Raw genomic sequence first — 17,040 nt, forward strand, 5'->3', positions numbered from 1 at the left:
CAAGTATTTGTACGGAACGATTTGCTTATTCGTATCGTCGCACAGGCTGAGGAGACCCGCGTGCCCGGTGGCAAGACCACGGAGACCTCCCCGCCCACCCAGCGCGTGATGGCCATCGTCGAACTGCTCGCGGCCCAGCACGCCACGCTCACCTCCGCCGAGATCGCCGACGCGCTGGACCTCAATCGCTCCACCGCGGGCGCGATTCTGGCGGCGCTCACCGAACGGGAATGGGTGCGGCGGCTGCCCGATCTGAGCTACCGGCTCGGCCCCGCGCTGGCCGCCATCGGCGCACACGCCGCCGATGCCGCCGGGGACCGCAGTTTCTTCACGGCCGAATTGGATCGGCTGGCGGACCGGGTCGACTGCGGGGTCGCGCTGAGCGCCATCAGCGGCGACTTCTTCGAGTTCGTGGCGGTCACCGAGGACCGCTACACCGCCGGGATCGAGGCCGGGGCGCGCATCCCGCTGCTGGCCCCCGCCGGCGCGGCGATCATCGCGCACGCCGGTCCCGGCCGGCAGCAGGACTGGCTCGGCACCCGCGGGCCCGAACGCCGCGCGGAGTTCCAGGCCGTGCTGAACACCTTGCGCGCCACCGGTTTCTGCCTCTGGCGGCTGGAACCCGACAGCCTGCCCACCGCCCGCGTGCTGTCCGAGGTCGCCAGCCATCTGGCCGAACTGCCCGCCAGCAAGGAATTGCGCGGCCGGGTGCTGGCGCAGCTGGCGACCGTGGTGGGCAGCGCCTACGACCGGGAGACCCTGGAGCGGGATGTGCCGCTGCCGGTGAGCTATCTGACCGCCCCGGTCTTCGACGCCGCCGGGCACGCGGTCATGGAATTGCAGATCGGCCCGCTGCGCGCGGACGTCACGCGCGCCGAACGCCGCCGCTATCTGGCGGAGGTCGCCGAGGCCGCGCGCCGGATCGGCGACGGTACAGAGAGGAATCACCATGTCCGACCCTGATGCGCTGGTCCGCGAAATGTGCGCCGCCTGGGCGCAGCCGGACCCCGACCGCATCGCGTCCTTCTTCACGGAAGACGCTGTGTACCACAATATTCCGATGGAACCGGTGGTCGGCCGCCAAGCGATCCGCGACTTCGTCGCCGGTTTCGCCGGGGCCCTCGACGGTATCGACTTCGCCATTCACCACCAGGTGACGGCCGGCGATCTGGTCATGAACGAGCGCACCGACACCTTGCGCGGTGGCGGCAAGGAGACCCCGCTGCCGGTCATGGGCACGTTCGAGATTCGCGACGGCCTGATCGCCGCATGGCGCGACTATTTCGACCTGGCGGCCATTACCCGGGCGTTCGGCGGCTGATTCCCACCGCGCCGTTCGGGCAGGTACCCGCCCTATCTGCGGCGGTGTGGGTTCGCCGACTTCGCTGATCGGATGGTATTCGCTCGCCGAAATACGCTGTAGCGAGCTGTTTTCCGCCCTGACCTCGGTTGCGTAGCGTGCGAAGTATGAAGACATACAGCGTTCGAGCCCGCACCGCGGCGGAGGCGTTCCCGCGTTCGGAACATCTGGCGACGCGGATCGCGGAAGTCGCCGTGGATCCGGTCGAAGTGCCCGCGGACGTCACCGAGATGATCGTGAACCGGATCATCGACAATGCGGCCGTCGCGGCGGCCTCGGTACTGCGCCGACCTGTGACCTCGGCGCGGCGGCAGGCGCAGGCGCATCCGTACGCGCCCGGCGCGACCGTCTTCGGTCTGCCCGTCGCGCAACGGTTCTCACCGGAATGGGCGGCCTGGGCCAATGGCGTCGCGGTGCGGGAACTCGACTTCCACGACACCTTCCTGGCGGCCGAGTACTCGCATCCGGGCGACAATATCCCGCCCATCCTGGCGGTGGCGCAGCATGCCGGGCGCACCGGCGCGGAACTGATCCGGGGCCTGGCGACCGGGTACGAGATCCAGATGGATCTGGTGCGCGGAATCTGCCTGCACGAGCACAAGATCGACCATGTGGCGCATCTCGGGCCGTCGGCGGCGGCGGGCATCGGCACGCTGCTGGGGCTGGACGCCGACACCGTCTATCAGGCGGTCGGGCAGGCGCTGCACACCACGACCGCGACCCGGCAGTCCCGCAAGGGCGAGATCTCCAGCTGGAAGGCCTATGCGCCCGCCTTCGCGGGGAAGATGGCGATCGAGGCCGTGGATCGCGCCATGCGCGGCGAGGGCGCGCCCGCGCCGATCTGGGAGGGCGCGGACGGGGTGATCGCATGGCTGCTGGGCGGTTTCGACGCCGAATACCAGGTGCCGCTGCCCGGGCCGGGGGAGGCCAAGCGAGCGATCCTGGACAGCTATACCAAGGAGCACTCGGCCGAGTACCAGAGCCAGGCTCCCATCGACCTGGCGCGCCGGATGCGTTCCCGCATCGGCGATCTGGGCCAGATCGCCACCATCGTGCTGCACACCAGCCACCACACCCACGTGGTGATCGGCAGTGGTTCGGGTGATCCGCAGAAATACGATCCGCGGGCCAGCCGCGAAACCCTCGATCACTCGGTGCCCTATATCTTCGCGGTCGCGCTGCAGGACGGGACCTGGCATCACGAGCGCTCCTACGCGCCCGAACGCGCCCAACGGCCGGACACCGTCGCGCTCTGGCAGCGGATCAGCACCGTGGAGGATCCGGAATGGACGCGGCGCTACCACTCCACCGATCCCGCCGAGAAAGCGTTCGGCTGCCGCGCCGTGGTCACCCTCGCGAGCGGGGAGACCATCGTCGACGAACTGGCCGTCGCCGACGCGCATCCGCTGGGCGCACGGCCTTTCGCGCGGGCGCAGTACCTCGAGAAGTTCCGCACCCTGGCCGAGGGCATCCTCGACGCGGCCGAACAGGACCGGTTCCTCGATGCCGCCCAGCGCACCCCGGAACTCGGTGCGGGCGAACTGGATCAGCTGACCTTCACCGTCGCGCCCGAGGTGCTCGGCCGCGCCCCGGAAACTCGTGAGGGGATCTTCCGATGAGCCGCGACGACCTCGCCGGCGCCCCGTCAGGGACGATGCGGGCCGCCGTCACGCAGCTCGCCGCCCCACACCAGGGCCTGGGCCGCGACGACCGAACTGCCGTTGTAGGTGACCGACGGCGACCCGTACAGCTGATAGCCCTCGTCGAGCAGGGCGCTGATGCGCTCGCAGAAGGTGGCGTCGTCGGGTCCGGTGATCAGTCGGTAGCGCAGGCGTGGTGCGGTCATGCCGTCAGCGTAGGACGGTGGGCGGCATGACCGGGCTGATGGTGTCCACCGCCACGGCGGGGGAGAAGCGCGCGGCCTTCCGGGCGGGCCTGGCGAGCGGGCGGATCCAACGGCTGCCCGGGGCGTTCAACCCGCTGGTGGCCAAGCTGATTCAGGAACTCGGCTTCGAAGGCGCGTACGTCTCCGGGGCGGTGGTGTCGGCGGAGCTGGCACTGCCGGATATCGGGCTGACCACGCTCACCGAGGTGGTGGAGCGCGGGCGGCAGATCGCCCGGGTCACCGACCTGCCGGTGCTGATCGACGCCGACACCGGTTTCGGTGAACCCATGAGCGCGGCCCGCACGGTCACCATGCTCGAGGACGCCGGACTGGCCGGCTGCCATATCGAGGATCAGGTGAATCCCAAGCGGTGCGGGCATCTGGACGGGAAAGCCGTGGTGCCGGTGGCGGATATGGTGCGGCGCATCCGGGCGGCGGTCTCGGCCCGGCGTGACGCGAACTTCACCATCTGCGCCCGCACGGACGCTCGCGGCACCGAAGGGCTGGACGCCGCCATCGATCGCGCCCAGGCGTACGTGGACGCCGGGGCGGACCTGGTCTTCACCGAGGCCCTCGCGGATGCGAGCGAGTTCGCGAAATTCCGTGCCGCCGTGGACGTCCCGCTGCTGGCGAACATGACCGAGTTCGGAAAATCCGAGCTGATCTCCGCTCCCGAGCTGGAGCGGCTCGGTTACAACGCCGTCATCTACCCGGTCACCACGCTGCGCCTGGCCATGTTCGCCGTCGAAGCGGGCCTGCGCGAGATCGCCGCCACCGGAACCCAATCCGCGCTGCTGGATCGCATGCAGCACCGCGCCCGCCTCTACGAGCTTCTCGAATATCAGCGCTACAACGAATTCGATTCCGACATCTTCAATTTCACCGTGAGCGAGTGATTCGTATGTCCGAGATCAAGAAGGGCCTCGCCGGGGTGGTGGTCGACACCACCGCCATCTCCAAGGTGGTGTCCGAGACCAGCACCCTCACCTATCGTGGCTACGCCGTCCAGGATCTGGCCCGGCACTGCCACTTCGAGGAAGTCGCCCATCTGCTGTGGTTCGGCGAACTCCCCGACGCCGCCCAGCTGCAGCAGCTCAGCCAGCGCGAACGCGCCCTGCGCCGGGCGGACCGCTCGCTGCTCGCCCTCATCGCCCGGCTGCCCGAAACCTGCCATCCGATGGACGTGATCCGCACCGTGGTCAGCTACCTGGGCGCGGAGGACCCGCTCGAGGATCAGGGGCGTAGCCAGGAAGCACTGCTGGACAAGGCATTACGCATGACGGCGGTGCTGCCGACGGTCATCGCGGCCGATATGCGCCGCCGCCGCGGGCTCGATCCCATCGCCCCCGATCCGACGCGCGGGTTCGCCGAGAACTTCCTCTACATGTGTTTCGGTGCACCCGCCCCCGGCAGCCGGCACCTGGACGAACGCCTGGTGCGGGCCTTCGAAACCTCCCTGATCCTCTACGCCGAGCACAGTTTCAACGCCTCCACCTTCGCCGCCCGCGTCGTCACCTCCACCGAATCCGATATGTACAGCGCGGTGACGGCGGCCATCGGCGCACTCAAGGGACCGCTGCACGGCGGGGCCAACGAGGCCGTCATGCACATGATGCTGGAGATCGGCGAACCCGAGCGGGCGCGGGAGTGGTTGCGGGACAAGCTTGCTCGCAAGCAGAAGGTGATGGGCTTCGGCCATCGCGTCTACCGAGCCGGCGACTCCCGCGTACCCACCATGCGCGCGGCGCTGGAAGACATCGCCGACCTGACCGGCGGCGGCGCCTGGCTGAAGATGTACGGCGAACTCGAAACCGCCATGGCCGAGGCCACCGGCATCAAACCGAACTTGGACTTCCCCGCCGGACCCGCCTACTACCTCATGGGCTTCGACATCGACATGTTCACACCGATTTTCGTGATGAGCCGCATCACCGGCTGGACCGCCCACATCATCGAGCAATCCCAATCCAACGCCCTCATCCGCCCACTCTCCGAATACACCGGCCCGCCGCCGCGTCCGCTGCGCCCGGTGGCGTGAACCGGAAAGGCCCGCGATCGCAGCGATCGCGGGCCTTTCGGCATCAGCGAAGCGCGACCGCCGCGGCGACCATATTGCGCAGCGCGGCTTCCACCTCGGCCGGGCCGCGGGTCTTCAGACCGCAGTCCGGATTCACCCAGAGCCGTTCGGCGGGAACGGCTTTCAATGCCTCGGCGAGCGAAGAGGTGATCTCCTCCGTACTCGGCACCCGGGGCGAGTGGATGTCGTACACGCCGGGACCGACGCCCAGGGCGAAGCCCGCCGCATTGAGGTCGTCCAGGACCTCCATGTGCGAGCGCGCCGCCTCGATCGACGTCACGTCCGCGTCCAGGGCGGCGATGGCGTCGATCACCTCACCGAACTCCGAATAGCACAGGTGGGTGTGGATCTGGGTGGCGTCCGAGACGCCGGCGGTGGCCAGCCGGAACGCGCCGACGGCCCAATCCAGGTAGCGGGCCTTGGCTTCGGAGCGCAGCGGCAGCAGCTCGCGCAGGGCGGGCTCGTCCACCTGCACGATGCGGATGCCCGCCGCCTGCAGGTCCAGGGTTTCGTCGCGGATGGCGAGGGCCACCTGGCGGGCGGTGTCGGCGATCGGCTGATCGTCGCGGACGAAGGACCAGGCCAGGATGGTGACGGGGCCGGTGAGCATGCCCTTGACCGGCTTGCCGGTGAGCGACTGCGCGTAGGCGATCCATTCCACCGTCATCGGATTCGGCCGCGCCACATCGCCGTACAGGATCGGCGGGCGGACGCAGCGGGTGCCGTAGGACTGCACCCAGCCGTTGGCGGTGGCGAAGAAGCCGTCGAGTTGTTCGGCGAAGTACTGCACCATGTCGTTGCGTTCGGGTTCGCCGTGCACGAGGACGTCGAGGCCCAGTTTCTCCTGCAAGGCGATGACATCGGCGATTTCGGCGCGCATGCGCTCGCGGTATTGGTCGGGGGTGATGTCGCCCTTGGCCATGGCCGCGCGGTCCTTGCGGATGGACGGGGTCTGCGGATACGAACCGATGGTGGTGGTCGGCAGCAGCGGGAGATCGAGGCGATCGCGTTGCAGGGCACGGCGTTCCGCGGCATCGGTGCGGCGGGCGGCCTCCGGGCCGAGCGTGGCCAGGCGGGCGCGGACCGTGTCATTGCGCAGGCGGGGATCCCGGCCGCGGGCGGCGAGAGCGTCCCGGGCGGCGGACAGTTCGGTGGCCACGGCGTCGGGGCCCTCGTGCAGGGCGGTCGCGAGCACGCGCACCTCGACCACCTTCTCCGCGCCGAAGGCCAGCCAGGAGCGCAGGGCCGCATCGGCGGCGGGTTCGGAATCCAGCGAATACGGCACGTGCAGCAGGGAACTGGAGGTGGAGACCACCAGCGCGCCGGTGCTGCCGAGCAGAGTGCCGAGGGTGGTCAGGGCGCGATCGAGGTCGGTGCGCCACACATTGCGGCCGTCGACCACGCCCGCCACCACGAGCTTGCCCGTCAGCGCCGGAACCGCCGCCACATCCTCGACCGTGGTCGCAGAGTCCGGGGTGGTGCCGGAGGTGAAATCCAGTGCGACGCCTTCGATTCCGGTGGCGGCGAGCGCGGGCAGCGCCGCACCGGAATGCCCGAAGTAGGTGGCGACCAGGATGGCGGGCCGGTCGTCGGTGGCGGACAGGTCCTGATAGACCCGCTCGACCAAGGCCAGTTCATCGCGGGTGAGATCGGTGACCAGGATCGGTTCGTCGATCTGCACCCAGCGCGCGCCCGCATCGGCCAAGCGGCGCAACAACTCCCGATACAGCGGCAGCAGGGCGTCGATGCGGGCCAGCGGATCGCCCTCGGCGTCCTTGGCCAGCTTCAGGAAGGTCAGCGGGCCGATCACCACCGGCCGGGCGGGAACGCCCAGCGCCATGGCCTCGCGCAGCTCGTCCAGCAGCTTGTCCGGGTGCAGCGCGAAGTCGGTGTGCGCACCCAGCTCCGGCACCAGGTAGTGGTAGTTGGTGTCGAACCATTTGGTCATCTCCAGGGGCTCGACGGTGTCGGTACCGCGCGCGGCGGCGAAATACCGGTCCAGCGGATCGGCGATACCGGCCACGCGCGGCGGCAGCGCCCCGAACATGACGGCGGTATCGAGCATCTGGTCGTAGTGGGAGAAGGTGCCCACCGGCACCGAATCCAGTCCCGCCGCGGTCGCCGCCAGCAGCTGCTCGGTGCGCAGCGTCCGGCCGATCGAACGCAGCTCCTCCGCGCCGATCCGCCCCGCCCAATAGGACTCGATCGCGCGCTTCAACTCCCGGTTCGGGCCGATGCGAGGCAGGCCGAGAACCGTCGCGGTGAAAGGCGAAGTGTTGGTCACAGGTGTCGTCTCCAGTGTTCCGAAACCACGGGCCACCGCCATAGGCGTGCACGAACCCGGGTACCCCGAAGACACCGGCGTACACCGGCACGAGGGAACACCACCGGTCCGTCCACCCAATCCACGAGGCGGAGACCGCCGGATACGGCGTATCCGGCACATTCGGCAGGTATTCGGACTCGCGGGCACCGGCCTCCGATGGGCCGACCTACTGGCCGTCGCTTCCCAGGTGGGCTCACCCAGTGCGTATGACGGCGGTCGTTCCTGCATACCGCTGCGGGACAGTTCCGGATTCACACCGGATTCCCTCTAACCGATCCGAACCGCTTGGCGGGGAACCGGTTTCGACGCCGAGCGCGCCGGGCGGAGGCTTCCGCGGCCGCGCCGGGCGAACCGACTGCGCTCATAAGCATAAGGCCATTCGCAACCCGATTGCGCCACGCACCCGGCTCGTGCGCGGCGCGGCGGGCCTCACTTGCCTTCGATCACCTCGTGGATCTCATCGGCCACCAGGCCGTGCGATTCACGATGCACCAGGGCGGCCGTCTCGGCGTCGGGGGCCTCGACCAGGCAGAAGATCCGGGTACCGGCCGGATCCAGCCAATAGCGCTGATAGTCCACCCCGTGCGCGCCCTGCACGGCCAGATCGGCGGCGTGCGCCTCGGCCGCCGCGGCCGGATCGACCGGTTCGGGGAGGTGGTGAATATCCATGAAGAGGGGCATGGCGGTCCTTTCCGTTTGTGCCACCATCAGTGTTGTGAGCAGCGCAGATTCGAGCCATGATCCGGGCACCGCAATGGTTGACCGGGACGCCACGAACGGTTCGGTGGACGCGGTGCTGGCGCGGCTGCGGCTGGCGGGGGCGATCTTCCTGCGGGCCGAGTACCGGGAGCCGTGGGCCTACGAATCGATGGACTGCGTCAGCACCGCGCGGGCGCTGCGCGCCGGATCGGACCGGGTGATCCTCTTCCACGTGGTGGCGACCGGCGCGTGCTGGATCCAGGTCGGCGACGGCGAGAAGCTCTGGGCGCGAGCGGGAGACGTGATCGTGCTGCCCTACGGGGACCAGCACCGCATGGGCGGGACGGACGAGGCGGACGTGGTGCCGCTGTCGGTGTTCCTGATTCCGCCGCCCTGGCAGACCATGCCGGTGCTGCGGCACGGGCGCGACGGGGCGCGCACCGATGTGGTGTGCGGGTACCTCTCCAGCGCCGATCCGCTCTTCGACGCCGGATTGCGGGCGCTGCCACCGGTTTTCGTGGTGCGGCCGGACGCGACCGCGGCCGCATGGGTGCGGGCCAGCATCGAATACTCGCTGAACCAGGTGGCCGGGGTGCACGGCGGCGCGGCCGCGAGCCGACTGCCAGAACTGATGCTGGTGGAGGTGCTGCGGCTGTATCTGACCTCGCATCCGCTGCCCGCGCACGGCTGGTTCGCGGCGTTGCACGATCCGATCCTGGGTCCGGCACTCGGCCAGCTACATCGGTGTCCGGAGCGGAAATGGACGGTGGCGGAGCTCGCGGACGCGGTGGCGGTCTCGCGGTCGCTGCTGGACTTGCGATTTCGCACGGTGCTCGGGCGGCCGCCGATCCGGTATCTCACCGAATGGCGGATGCGGGTGGCGGGCGAACTACTCGGAGATACCGACTTGTCGGTCGCCGCGGTGGCGCGGCGGGTGGGCTATGACGCCGAAGAAGCGTTCAGCCGGGCATTCAAACGTGAAACCGGCACGTCACCCTCGGCGTGGCGGAATGCGCGCCGGGCCTCGTGAATCCCGCGGTCTCGCAGCTGTTTCAGGCCGGACCGCCGACTCGGGCGGCTTAGCAGGGTGGCGAATGCGCGGCCGTCTCGAGCACAGTGCTCACCGGCAGGCATGTGTCCGGGTGATTAACACAAATTCGCAAACTACCCCGGTGTGACTGTGAAGATTGCTGCGAACGGGACTTCGATGCCCGAACGAGATGCGGAGGCAGGTACCTTAGGCGAATGTTCTCCAAAGTCCTGGTCGCCAACCGCAGTGAAATCGCCATTCGCGCATTTCGTGCAGCCTACGAACTCGGCATCGGAACGGTGGCGGTCTTCCCGTACGAGGATCGCAACTCCGTGCATCGGCTCAAGGCCGACGAGGCATATCAGATCGGAACGCCCGGGCACCCCGTCCGGGCGTATCTGTCCATCGAGGAGATCATCAACGCGGCCAAGTCGGCCGGCGCCGATGCCGTCTACCCCGGTTACGGTTTTCTTTCCGAGAACCCGGACCTGGCCGCGGCCTGTGCGCGCGAAGGCATCACCTTCATCGGGCCGTCCGCCCAGGTGCTGGAGCTGACCGGTAACAAGGCGCGCGCCATCGCCGCCGCCAAGGCCGCCGGACTGCCGGTGCTGAACTCCAGCGAACCGTCCGCGAATGTGGACGAGCTGATGGCGGCCTCGGAGCAGATGGAGTTCCCGGTCTTCGTGAAAGCCGTCGCGGGCGGCGGCGGGCGCGGTATGCGCCGGGTCGCGGACCGGGCGCAGCTGCGCGAGGCCATCGAAGCCGCGGCGCGCGAAGCCGAATCGGCGTTCGGCGACGCCACCGTGTTCCTGGAGCAGGCGGTGGTCAACCCCCGCCACATCGAGGTGCAGATCCTCGCCGACCAGCAGGGCAATGTCATCCACCTGTACGAGCGCGACTGCTCGCTGCAGCGGCGGCACCAGAAGGTGATCGAGCTCGCGCCCGCGCCGAACCTGGATCCCGCACTGCGCGACCGCATCTGCGCCGACGCGGTGGCCTTCGCCAAGCAGATCGGGTACTCGTGCGCGGGCACCGTGGAGTTCCTGCTCGACGAGCGCGGCAATCATGTGTTCATCGAGATGAATCCGCGCATCCAGGTCGAGCACACGGTGACCGAGGAGATCACCGATGTGGACCTGGTGCAGTCGCAGATGCGCATCGCGGGCGGGGAGACCCTGGAGGACCTGGGCCTGAGCCAGGATTCGATCCACATCCGGGGCGCCGCGCTGCAGTGCCGCATCACCACCGAGGACCCGGCCAACGGTTTCCGGCCCGACACCGGCCGCATCACCGGCTACCGGTCGCCCGGCGGCGCGGGCGTGCGCCTGGACGGCGGCGCGAACGTCGGCGCGGAGGTCGGGGCCTACTTCGACTCCATGCTGGTCAAGCTCACCTGCCGCGGGCGCGACTTCGCCACCGCCATCGCGCGCGCCCGCCGGGCCGTCGCCGAATTCCGTATTCGTGGCGTGACGACCAATATTCCGTTCCTGCTGGCGGTGCTGGACGATCCGGACTTCCGGGCCGGGCGGGTCACCACCTCGTTCATCGACGAGCGGCCGCAGCTGCTCACGCTGAAGAGCTCCGCAGACCGCGGCACCAAGATCCTGCAGTATCTGGCCGACGTGACGGTCAACAAGCCGCACGGCACCCGGCCCACCAAGGTGTACCCGCACGACAAGCTGCCCGCGCTCGATATGACCCAGCCGCCGCCGGCCGGATCGCGGCAGACGCTGCTGGAGCTCGGCCCGGAAGGGTTCGCGCGCTGGCTGCGCGATCGCAAGGGCGTGGCCGTCACCGACACCACCTTCCGCGACGCGCACCAGTCACTGCTCGCCACCCGGGTGCGCACCAACGGCCTGCTGGACGTGGCCGGGCATGTGGCGCGGATGACGCCGGAACTGCTGTCCATCGAATGCTGGGGCGGCGCAACCTATGACGTGGCGCTGCGGTTCCTGTTCGAGGATCCGTGGGAGCGGCTGGCCGCGCTGCGCGAAGCGGTGCCGAACATCAACCTGCAGATGCTGCTGCGCGGGCGCAATACCGTCGGATACACGCCGTATCCCGAAAAGGTCACGCGCGCTTTCGTTTCCGAGGCCACCGCGACCGGTATCGACATCTTCCGGATCTTCGACGCGCTGAACAATGTCGATCAGATGCGGCCCGCCATCGACGCCGTGCGCGAAACCGGCACGGCGGTAGCGGAAGTCGCCATGAGCTACACCGGCGATCTGTCGAACCCGAACGAGAACCTCTACACCCTCGACTACTACCTCAAGCTGGCCGAGCAGATCGTCGAGGCCGGGGCGCACGTCATCGGCATCAAGGACATGGCGGGCCTGCTGCGCGCGCCCGCCGCGCACACGCTGGTCACGGCGCTGCGCAGCGAATTCGAGCTGCCGGTGCACGTGCACACCCACGACACTCCCGGCGGGCAGCTGGCCACCTACCTCGCCGCCTGGCAGGCCGGTGCGGATGCGGTGGACGGCGCGTCGGCGCCCATGGCGGGCACCACTTCTCAGCCCGCGCTCTCGGCAATCGTTGCGGCGGCGGCCAATTCGCCGCACGACACCGGACTGAATCTGCAGAACGTGTGCGATCTGGAGCCGTACTGGGAGGCGCTGCGAAAGGTCTACGGCCCCTTCGAATCCGGGCTGCCCGGCCCGACCGGGCGCGTCTACCACCACGAGATCCCCGGCGGTCAGCTCTCGAACCTGCGCCAGCAGGCCATCGCGCTGGGACTGGGCGATCAGTTCGAAGAGGTCGAGTCGAAATACGCTGCGGCGGACCGGCTCCTGGGCCGCCTGGTCAAGGTCACCCCGTCCTCCAAGGTCGTCGGCGATCTGGCCCTGGCTCTGGTCGGCACCGGCGTCGACGTCGAGGACTTCGCCTCCGATCCCGGCCGCTACGACATCCCCGATTCGGTGATCGGTTTCCTGCGCGGCGAACTCGGCACCCCCGCCGGCGGCTGGCCCGAGCCCTTCCGCAGCCGCGCCCTCGCCGGTCGCGGTCCCGCCAAGCCGGAAACCCAGCTCACCGCCGAGGACGAGAAGGGCCTGGGCGGCAGCTCGGCCGAGCGCCGCGCCACCCTCAACCGCCTGCTCTTCCCCGGCCCGACCGCGGAATTCCTGGCTCACCGCGAGAAGTACGGCGACACCACCGGCCTGTCCGCCAACCAGTTCTTCTACGGCCTGCGCCACGACGAAGAGCACCGCGTCCAGCTGGAGAAGGGCGTCACGCTGCTCATCGGCCTGGAAGCCATCTCCGAACCGGACGAACGCGGTATGCGCACGGTGATGTGCATTCTCAACGGCCAGTTGCGCCCGATCACGGTGCGCGACCGCTCCATCGCCAGCGAGATCCCCGCCGCCGAGAAGGCCGACAAGACCAATGCCGGTCATATCGCCGCCCCCTTCGCCGGCGTGGTCACCCTCGCCGTCGCCGAAGGCGATGCGGTGTCGGCGGGCGACACCATCGGCACCATCGAGGCCATGAAGATGGAAGCCGCCATCACCGCACCCCGCGCCGGCACCGTGCGCCGCGTCGCCATCGGCAAGGTGCAGCAGGTCGAAGGCGGCGACCTGCTGGTAGAGGTCAGCCTCACCGAGGCCGCCGCCGAATGACCCGCACCGCATGGCATCCCAGCGTGGCCCGGCAGCAGCCGGGCCACGCCCGGGCGGTCACCCGATGACCCGCATCGTCGCGGGCACGGCGGGCGGCCGCCGCCTGCGCGTCCCGCCCGCCGGCACCCGCCCCACCTCCGACCGCGTCCGCGAGGCCCTCTTCAGCCTCGTCCACGCCCGCATGGACTTCGACGACCTCCGCGTCCTCGACCTCTACGCCGGCTCCGGCGCCCTGGCCCTGGAAGCCCTCTCCCGCGGCGCCTCCCACGCCCTGATGATCGAATCCGACCGCAAGGCCGCCGCCGTCATCAAAGGCAACATCGCCGACCTGTCCCTCCCCGGCGCCGAACTCCGCATGAGCCCCGTCGCTTCCGTGCTGTCCGCCAAACCGGCCGGCGAACCCTACGACCTGGTCTTCTCCGACCCCCCGTACGCCCTGGAGGTCGAGGCCGTCCACACCGACCTGCAAGCCCTCGCCGACAACGGCTGGCTGCACGACGAAACCCTCGTCATCGTCGAACGCTCCACCCGCTCACCGGCAATCGACTGGCCCTCGGGCTTCACCCCCGCGAAGTCTCGCGACTACGGCGAGACCCGCATCGATCTGGCCGAATACCTGCCCGGCTGATGTTGTAGCGTTCGGCCATGGCTGGAGCACTGTGCCCGGGGTCGTTCGACCCGGTGACCAATGGACATCTCGATGTGATTGCGCGGGCGGCCGCGCAGTTCGATGAGGTTGTGGTGACGGTGGTGGTCAATCCGAACAAGCAGGGGATGTTCACGATTGACGAGCGGATGGAGATGATCCGGGAGGTTACGGCTCATCTTCCCAATGTGCGGGTGGAGTCCTGGCGGGGGTTGCTGGTGGACTTCGCCAAGCAGGAGGGGATCACGGCGATCGTGAAGGGGCTGCGGGACGCTACCGACTTCGGGTACGAGCTGCAGATGGCGCAGATGAATCGGAAGCTGACGGGGGTGGACACGTTCTTCATCGCCACCAATCCGCTGTTCGGGTTCGTGTCGAGTTCGCTGGTGAAGGAGGTGGCGGCGTACGGCGGGGATATCGCCGATCTGCTGCCGCCGGCCGTGCACAAGCGACTGGTGGAGCGGATCGCGGAACGGCGTAAATGACATGAGGTGAGATGACGGTGGGCGTGCCGCAGGGGCGCGCCCACCGTCGTTTTCACAAGGGGCGGACGGGGATTCGGCGGGGTGGCGGCGCGGCGGCGGGGATGATGCGGCCCTCGGGGCGGCGGCGGTGGCCGCGAGCCAGGGCGGCGGACAGGCGGGCGCCGGCGGTATTGGCGAGCAGGTCCTTCCAGGTCCAGCGGACCACGTCGAAACCGAGTGCGCGCAGGTAGGTTTCGCGGACCTGCTCGCGGTGGGCGAGTTCGGCGGGGTCCATGCCGGGGCGCAGCAGCCGGCCGTACTTGGCGGTGCCGTCGAATTCGCAGAGCACGCCGGCGTTTTCGTAGTAGAAGTCGACCTGCGCCACGAAACGGCCGTCGGGGGTGTGCACATTGCCCTGGGTGCGCGGGGCCGGTAGGCCGAGACGGTGAATCATGAGGCGGCTCAGGGATTCCCCCAGGCTCTGGCTGCGACCGTCGAGCAGTTCGGTGACCCGCCGGGCCTGGGCGATACCGTGCCGGCAGCGGGCGCGGTCGACCTCCTCGGCGAGGGATTCCGGGGTCAGGCCGAACATGCCCGCCAAGGCGTCACCGGCCACCACGGCCGCCTCGAACGGCAGCGACAGCGCCAGATCCACGACGGTGCGGGCGGGGGTGGTGACCAGCAGGCCGTCCACCTCGGCGGCCGAATCGACCGGGGAGCCATGGACTTTGGTGAAGGGACGCACCCGGCCGCCGCCACGGCGATTGCGGGTCAGGCAGACTCGCTCCAGCGGGGTGCGCCAGAGGGCGGTGCCGTAGACCACGGCCGCCGATTGATGGCTGACGATGGACTGGCCCGGCATTTCGGGTAGCACCGCGTCGATCAGCAGCCGATGGTGCTCGCGCCGGCTGTGCACCGCGGGGGTGTGACAGCCGTCGGTGAGCTTGCGGGCCAGGATCTTCGACGAACAACCGGTCATTCGGCCGCCTTGTCCGGGCGGCCGGGCCGCCTGCCGGTCCGGGCCGCCGTCGCGCACCCGCGGGCCGGGCGTGGTGGTCTGGGGCCGGACGTATCCCGCCGTCCCCCAAGGCATCCGCGTCCTCGCAGCATAAGGAAACTCCTCTCCTGGATCGGATCCGTTACGTGCTTGGACGCGGCGCTGCCGCGAACGGTTCCGATGAATCGGGAGAGGAGTTCCGGGGGTGTATCAGGAAGGAATCAGAAGACCCACAGCCGCAGGGTCAGGAAGCGCAGGGTGCCGACCGCCGCCGTCACCGCGAGCACCGCCGCGGCCTGCGCCATATCGGTCAGTCCGGGCGCGGTGCTCTCCAGCACGGCCAGCGCCCCCGCGGTGATGGCCAGTCCGGCCAGCGCCAGCCCGCCGCCCTCGAGCTGCGCGGTGAACCACCGCACCCGCCCGGCCGCGTGGAAGGTGAGCCGCCGGTGCAGTTCGTTGGCGACCGCGGTCGAGACGATGGATCCGGCCAGGTTGGCCAGCTGCGGCCCGCCGCCGTAGAAAGCGAAGAACAGCAGCAGGTAGCCGATGTTCGACAGGCCGCCGACCAGGGCGAAACGAATGAGCTGAGCGAACGCGGCCTCGCCGCGCAGCCACGCGCCGAGCTGTCCGGACCAGCGCGACCCGGCGGTGCGGGCGGCCTCGATGCCGTACACGTAGGTGTGCGCCAGGGTGGGGACCGGCATTACGGCCCGCTGCGGGATGTCCAGGACAGCCATCGTCATTTCCCATCGAACACGTCGGGCGGTAGCCCGGCAGAGCGTTCCACTTCCTTCTGTTTGTTCAGTATTGACTGAACAAATCGAACTGTCAACCGCGGGAGGCTGCGCTGCCTCGGTCCAGCACTTTCTTGCTCATAAGAATTTAACACTAACTGGAGGGGTTTCCTCCAGTTGTTTTTGTGGTCTGTGAAACAGCTCTCCGACACGCCGGATAAGACCGGGCCCCATCGGCCGCGGCGGGGCAGACTGGCACCAAGGCGAGCGGCTCGCCGCACAGCACTGGCGGAAGAGTCGTAGTACCGGCAGGAGAGTGGGGAAGCAGCATGTACCGGGTATTCGAAGCACTCGACGAACTCGTGGCCATCATCGAAGAGGCGCGGGGCATTCCGCCCACCCGTAATTGCATCGTGCCGCGCGGTGAGGTGCTCGAACTGCTCGACGACGTCCGCGAGGCGCTACCCGGCGAGCTGGACGACGCCCAGGACGTGCTCGACCATCGCGACAAGATCGTCACCGACGCCCGCACGGCCGCCGATTCGACCATCGGCAGCGCCAATGCGCAGGCGCACGACACCGTGACGGGCGCGCGCGACGAGGCCGACCGCATCCTGGCCGACGCCAAGGCGCACGCCGATCGCATGGTCGCCGAGGCCCGCGCGCACGCCGAACACCTGGTCAGCTCGGCCGAGGCCGAGGCCGAACGCGTGGTCGCCGACGGCAACAAGGAATACGAGGACGTCACCGGCCGTGCCCGCATCGAGGCCGATCGCATGGTCGCCTCCGGACAGGCCAGTTACGACCGGTCGGTCGCCGACGGTAAGGCGGAACAGGAACGCCTGGTCTCGCAGACCGAGGTGGTTCGCGCCGCGCACGTCGAATCCGCCCGGCTCATCGACACCGCCCAGGCCGACTCCGATCGCCTGCGCGCCGAATGCGACGACTACGTGGACGGCAAGCTGGCCGACTTCGAGGAGACCCTGCAGAGCACCCTGCGCATCATCGGCCGCGGCCGGCACCAGGTGCGATCCGGTACGAGCGTGCCGGATTACGCCGCCGAGTTCCGCCGCTAGCGCCACCGAACCCTTTGCCCCGCAGCCCGGCTCACGCCGGGCTGCGGGCGGTTTGGGGGAGACCGGACCGTTTCGGTATCCTGGATCGGTTGCCCATTCCACCCTTACCCCGAGGTGATTACCTAG

Annotated in this window: 15 protein-coding genes and 1 riboswitch; of the genes, 10 read left to right on the top strand and 5 right to left on the bottom strand. The window is 69.1% G+C overall.

Features of this window, described 5'->3' with window-relative positions:
* Positions 1-60: 60 nt before the first annotated feature.
* The 3 genes from NY1_RS12120 to prpD all read left to right on the top strand — a co-directional run bounded on the left by NY1_RS12120 (position 61) and on the right by prpD (position 2,979).
* On the top strand, positions 61-963 hold the full coding sequence (locus NY1_RS12120) for a helix-turn-helix domain-containing protein (protein ID WP_084534879.1): 903 nt from the start codon (positions 61-63) through the stop codon (positions 961-963).
* Positions 950-1,321, top strand: coding sequence for an SgcJ/EcaC family oxidoreductase (locus NY1_RS12125; protein ID WP_067711209.1), 372 nt, complete (start codon positions 950-952; stop codon positions 1,319-1,321). Before NY1_RS12120 ends, NY1_RS12125 begins: the two co-directional genes overlap by 14 nt.
* Positions 1,322-1,467: 146 nt before the next feature.
* A complete protein-coding gene (gene prpD / locus NY1_RS12130; protein ID WP_067711211.1) occupies positions 1,468-2,979 on the top strand; it encodes a 2-methylcitrate dehydratase PrpD in 1,512 nt (503 codons plus the stop codon).
* A gap of 26 nt (positions 2,980-3,005) precedes the next feature.
* On the opposite strand, the gene NY1_RS12135 is transcribed toward prpD, so the two are convergent.
* The gene (locus NY1_RS12135; RefSeq protein WP_067711212.1) at positions 3,006-3,206 is read right to left on the bottom strand and encodes a DUF1737 domain-containing protein; all 201 of its coding nucleotides are present in this window, start codon (positions 3,204-3,206) and stop codon (positions 3,006-3,008) included.
* 26 nt (positions 3,207-3,232) lie between these two features.
* Between NY1_RS12135 and prpB the strand changes: the two genes are divergently transcribed.
* Both prpB and NY1_RS12145 read left to right on the top strand, forming a co-directional pair.
* Positions 3,233-4,141, top strand: a complete 909-nt coding sequence (gene prpB / locus NY1_RS12140) for a methylisocitrate lyase (RefSeq protein WP_067711214.1) — start codon at positions 3,233-3,235, stop codon at positions 4,139-4,141.
* A gap of 5 nt (positions 4,142-4,146) precedes the next feature.
* On the top strand, positions 4,147-5,283 hold the full coding sequence (locus NY1_RS12145) for a bifunctional 2-methylcitrate synthase/citrate synthase (RefSeq protein WP_067711557.1): 1,137 nt from the start codon (positions 4,147-4,149) through the stop codon (positions 5,281-5,283).
* 43 nt (positions 5,284-5,326) lie between these two features.
* Here the strand turns inward: NY1_RS12145 and metE are convergent, their stop codons facing one another.
* Positions 5,327-7,648, bottom strand: coding sequence for a 5-methyltetrahydropteroyltriglutamate--homocysteine S-methyltransferase (gene metE, locus NY1_RS12150; RefSeq protein WP_067711216.1), 2,322 nt, complete (start codon positions 7,646-7,648; stop codon positions 5,327-5,329).
* A 105-nt stretch (positions 7,649-7,753) separates the two neighbouring features.
* Positions 7,754-7,964: riboswitch (cobalamin riboswitch) on the bottom strand.
* A 113-nt stretch (positions 7,965-8,077) separates the two neighbouring features.
* Entirely contained in the window at positions 8,078-8,329 is a 252-nt protein-coding gene (locus tag NY1_RS12155; RefSeq protein WP_067711218.1) for a nickel-binding protein, read from the bottom strand.
* A gap of 34 nt (positions 8,330-8,363) precedes the next feature.
* Between NY1_RS12155 and NY1_RS12160 the strand changes: the two genes are divergently transcribed.
* The 4 genes from NY1_RS12160 (at position 8,364) to coaD (ending at position 14,128) form a co-directional block, all read left to right on the top strand.
* Complete coding sequence (locus NY1_RS12160) at positions 8,364-9,377, top strand: AraC family transcriptional regulator (protein ID WP_233434298.1); 1,014 nt, start codon at positions 8,364-8,366, stop codon at positions 9,375-9,377.
* 215 nt (positions 9,378-9,592) lie between these two features.
* Positions 9,593-12,997 carry a pyruvate carboxylase gene (locus tag NY1_RS12165; RefSeq protein WP_067711221.1) on the top strand — a complete coding sequence of 1,135 codons (3,405 nt, stop codon included), beginning with the start codon at positions 9,593-9,595 and terminating at the stop codon, positions 12,995-12,997.
* Between the two features lie 64 nt (positions 12,998-13,061).
* A complete protein-coding gene (gene rsmD, locus NY1_RS12170; RefSeq protein ID WP_067711222.1) occupies positions 13,062-13,625 on the top strand; it encodes a 16S rRNA (guanine(966)-N(2))-methyltransferase RsmD in 564 nt (187 codons plus the stop codon).
* Positions 13,626-13,642: 17 nt separating this feature from the next.
* Entirely contained in the window at positions 13,643-14,128 is a 486-nt protein-coding gene (gene coaD / locus NY1_RS12175) for a pantetheine-phosphate adenylyltransferase (protein WP_067711224.1), read from the top strand.
* A gap of 52 nt (positions 14,129-14,180) precedes the next feature.
* Here coaD and NY1_RS12180 read toward each other — a convergent pair whose 3' ends face one another.
* Together NY1_RS12180 and NY1_RS12185 are read right to left on the bottom strand one after the other, a co-directional pair.
* Positions 14,181-15,200: a type IV toxin-antitoxin system AbiEi family antitoxin gene (locus NY1_RS12180; RefSeq protein WP_157762164.1), complete on the bottom strand. Its 1,020-nt coding sequence runs from the start codon at positions 15,198-15,200 to the stop codon at positions 14,181-14,183.
* Between the two features lie 125 nt (positions 15,201-15,325).
* Positions 15,326-15,841, bottom strand: a complete 516-nt coding sequence (locus NY1_RS12185) for a GtrA family protein (protein WP_084534880.1) — start codon at positions 15,839-15,841, stop codon at positions 15,326-15,328.
* A 326-nt stretch (positions 15,842-16,167) separates the two neighbouring features.
* Between NY1_RS12185 and NY1_RS12190 the strand changes: the two genes are divergently transcribed.
* Positions 16,168-16,914, top strand: a complete 747-nt coding sequence (locus NY1_RS12190; protein ID WP_067711228.1) for a DivIVA domain-containing protein — start codon at positions 16,168-16,170, stop codon at positions 16,912-16,914.
* Positions 16,915-17,040 lie beyond the last annotated feature (126 nt).

This window comes from Nocardia yamanashiensis NBRC 100130 (genome assembly GCF_001613325.1).
Classification (GTDB): Bacteria; Actinomycetota; Actinomycetes; order Mycobacteriales; family Mycobacteriaceae; genus Nocardia; species Nocardia yamanashiensis.